This is a genomic window from Rhodovulum steppense (assembly GCF_004339675.1).
GTDB classification, from domain to species: domain Bacteria; phylum Pseudomonadota; class Alphaproteobacteria; order Rhodobacterales; family Rhodobacteraceae; genus Rhodovulum; species Rhodovulum steppense.
In genome coordinates, this window is record NZ_SLVM01000053.1 from 1 (window position 1) to 3,803 (window position 3,803).

Consider the following 3,803-nt stretch of genomic DNA (forward strand, 5'->3'; position numbering starts at 1 on the left):
ATGATCTCTATCTCAGACATAAGCACGTGCTCAGGCATATGCCTAAGCCTCCATGGTCATGCCCAAGTGTCCGGTCAAAAAGGGGGCCAGTTCACATCGGGTGGGGGCTGTCCGCAACAGAACGGACGCTAGTGCAACCCGTTCGAACACCCGGCCTGAAACCCGTTGTCGCAATGGGCGATCAGGCGGTCGGTGTCGGCGCGGGTCCAGCCCGCGGGATCGGTCACCTGCACCCACGGGCCGATGTAGTCCGGCGCGTAGTAGGCGTGTCCGTGGCCAGGGGGTGAGCCGAAGGACAACGCCATGTCGAGCGCCAGCTGGAACTGCGTCACGATGGGAACGAAGACGAAGTGATCGGACATGTCGGCGGCGGGCGCTTCACGCATCCACCGCGGCGCGCGCCAGAGCGAGGCCGGTTCGTAGAACACGATCGGATCGCTCGAATACTGCAGGAAAACGATGCGCATGCCGCCCCAGTCGGCGGCGGCTTCGGAGGCATCTGTCGTGTGCGAGGCATAGCGCACCAGTGAGCCGTCCCCGATCTCCGGCAGGACCCAGGGACTGCCCGGGTTGCGCTGGTGCTGAACGTGGTTCCAGAAGGCAGAGGGGAACGGCGGTCCGGCCCAGAAGGCGCCGTCGATGGGATCGCCGAGCAGGCGGAAGAGGTTGGTTGCATACATCGACGACCATGCGCCGAGGCTCAGGCCGTGCACATAGAGCCTTGGACGGTCGTCAGGCGGCAAGGTTTGCCAGTGGCCATGCACGACCTCCTGAAGAGCGGTGGCCTGTTCGAGGCCCGTTTCGGTCTCCAGGATCAGGGCCAGCGGCGACTGCAGGTAGGAATACTGCGCCGCGACGGTCGCGATGTCGCCGTCATGCATGTATTCCACCGGATCGTGGGAGCCGGGATCCATCCAGCCGGTGCCCGTGGGGCTTGCCACGATCAGCACCTCCCGCTCGAATGCGCCGAGCCGCAGCAGCTCGGCCAGGGCCAGTTCGGCGCGTTCGCGCGGCGTCTCGCCGTTCGCCCGACCGACATAGACGCGGATCGGGTCGAGCGCCTCCCGCCCGGTGAAGGCAGAGATCGCCTCGGCATCGGGACCGGAGGTGATGAAATCGCGCCCGGGCGTTCCGATGGCCGCCCAGTCGATCAGGGAGGCGGAACTGCCGACCTTCATCGGATCGTCCGGGGTCGGCGGCGCCTCGTCGAAAAGGGCCTGCGCGGCCTCGTAGCTCTCGTCAAGCGCGAGGACGACCCGGTCGAGGAGCCCGTCGCGGGTGAAGATGAAGAGGAGCACCACGATGGTGACGACGCCCAGGACATTGGCGCGGCGGGGCGGCATCACGCGGTAGAACCACGCGCGGATCAGCCGGAAGAGCGAGGCCACGAGCCGACCGAGGAAGAACGCGGCCGCGAAGACCCCGACCGCAACGATCAGGATGCGGGCAAGGTTCAAGGTGTCGGCAGGCTCCATGCCCATTTTCTGGCGCAGGTCGTTCTGCCAGGTCAGGCTAGAGCCGAGGACCCAGGCGAACAGGACCACGACGATTGCCGACGCGAGCCAGGTCGCGATCCGTGCCGGTCGTCCCGACAATTCCGGCAAATCCGCCGCGCGCCACAGAAGGGCGACGATCCGGCCCGCGAGGTATCCCAGCGCCGTCACCAATCCCCCCAGCACTCCCTGCGTTTCGGGCCCGCGCGGGATGAGCGACGGCGTCAGGGAGACGGCGAAGAATACCAGGCCCAACAGCAGGCAGGGGACCGAGAACGGGCCGATCAACCGGGACAGGAGCACCTTGGTCATGGCATCCTCCAACGCAGGTCACCGCCCGCCGTGTTCCACGCAGGGTGCCGTTCCGCGCCCGCCACGGACACATACCGCGGTCGGATACTGGCGTCTCCCCCCGGCAATGTGACAGATAAGGTCAGGGGTATTTCGAACCGACTTCCCAGGGGCACAGGATGCGTGAACCTCTCCTCAGTATTTTCCGGGCGACATGTAAAGCCCTCGCCCCATTGATTATGACGCTGCCCGTAGGGTCAAGCGCGCAAACCGACCTGGCCGATGCCCAGGTGCCATTCCTGACGGTTCGGAACGCGACAGGCACGGACGATCCCGCCGACCGCTTCGGAGGCGAACGCAGCGACCTGAGCGCGGGCCGTTGCCGCGTCCGCGAGGTCGACCTCCAGGGCCTTTCCCCGCTCGCCGATGCCGTGCCCGCGTTTCTTCGGGAAGAGTTCCTGCGCGTGGACGACGTGGCACGGTCTGACGCCGTGTCGATCCTTGACGACTTGGAGGCTACAGCGACGGCAGCCCCCGCGATCTACGTCCACGGCTACTACATAAGCTTCGAGAAGGGATGCCGCCGCGCCGTTCTGTTCCAGGAGAACGCGCGCCTGAGCGGGCGTTTCCTGTGGTTCAGCTGGCCCTCGGACGGGTCGCTCGCGCTCTACACCCATGATGAGGCCGACCTCTACTGGAGCGTTCCCGATCTCGCCGACAGCATCATCGAACTCGACCGCCGCTTCGGCAGCGGCGTGGTTGATGTCGTCGGCCACAGCCTCGGGGCGCGGGGGGTCGTGCTTGCGCTCTACGAAGTGGCCAACCGGCGCCCGGACATCCGGCTCGACGAAATCGTGCTGCTCGCCCCGGACATGGATTTCGCGATCTTTCAGAGGATGTTGCCGCGCATCTCGCCCATCGCCGAGAACATCACGGTCTATGTCACGACGGGCGATCGCCCCCTCGCCGTCTCGGCCCAGCTGCATGGCTATCCCCGTCTGGGCGAGGCCGGAAACGCGGTCGAAACGCTGGCAGGCGTGGATGTCATCGACCTGAGCGACTTGCCCGCCGACAGCCCGACAGGTCACCTCTACCATATCTACAGCGATGAGGTCGGCGACGACCTTGACCAGCTCCTGAACGGAGGACTGCACGCCGCCGAGCGCCGAAACCTCGTCCAGACAGGCTCCAACATGTGGAGCCTGCGGCAGTTCCGCGGCGAGAACGACGATTGACCGGACGCTGCCCGAAGACGAGCAACTATCAACGTGCCGAACCTCAATCCTTGCCATCGGGCTCGGCCCAGTGACGGCGTCCGCCATCGTCGCAACCATCGGCGATGCAGGTCAGTCCAGGAATGGCCGCTCGGCTGCGACAGATGAAGGAGACACCGGACCGTATCGATCCAGGGGCTATCGGACTGCTCGAACGGAAACCGACCCGCCTGGGCGCCGTCGCCATGGCAAACAAGCCGACCCGGATCATATGGGCCGCCTTGACCAGGAACGGCTTCTATCGTCCTCCGCACTCCGCCTGAAGCGAAGGGATGTGACAACAGAGACAGCAAGACCATTGAGGTGACGGTGCACAGTCAGCCCGCCCGCAAGGACACCCCGTCGAATGTCAAGGACACATGTTTGTCCGTAGAGCCCTATGGGACTTGGCCAGCGGAAACCATCAGGGCCAGCGGCCGCGTGCGCCGCGCAAACAGGCCGGACACACGTCTGCTTCTGACCAGTGCAAAAACAACCTCGGAAATGTCTTGCCATGCAGGAGCTATCCACACAGGTCATTCGCCCCATGCGTCAGATCCGGCTCTCTGATGGGGTTCCCCGGCGAACGGGTTTAGAAGGGCGCCGCAGGGCTGGTGTCACAGGCCGCAAGCGCTAGATTTCCAGATGGAGGCGCAACCGTTGCATTGCGAGTGTTGGATGTCACTGAGAACTGACCCAGCGGCAGTCGGAATTGTCATTGAGATTTGACCCATGTGGAACCTTGCCCCTGACGGAGTTCGTCGGG

Annotated in this window: 2 protein-coding genes and 1 pseudogene; 2 read left to right on the forward strand and 1 reads right to left on the reverse strand. The window is 65.0% G+C overall.

Translation table 11 applies throughout. The annotated features are described in order from the left end of the window. Nucleotides 1-128 precede the first annotated feature (128 nt). Nucleotides 129-1,805 (reverse strand): alpha/beta hydrolase, encoded by a 1,677-nt coding sequence (locus EV216_RS17955; protein ID WP_132697233.1) that lies wholly within the window; start codon nucleotides 1,803-1,805, stop codon nucleotides 129-131. Nucleotides 1,806-1,963: 158 nt separating this feature from the next. Between EV216_RS17955 and EV216_RS17960 the strand changes: the two genes are divergently transcribed. Both EV216_RS17960 and EV216_RS18915 read left to right on the forward strand, forming a co-directional pair. After that, on the forward strand, nucleotides 1,964-3,019 hold the full coding sequence (locus EV216_RS17960; protein ID WP_132697235.1) for an alpha/beta hydrolase: 1,056 nt from the start codon (nucleotides 1,964-1,966) through the stop codon (nucleotides 3,017-3,019). 16 nt (nucleotides 3,020-3,035) lie between these two features. Beyond that, nucleotides 3,036-3,158 (forward strand): annotated as a pseudogene (locus tag EV216_RS18915) (IS110 family transposase); the annotation flags it as partial. Nucleotides 3,159-3,803 lie beyond the last annotated feature (645 nt).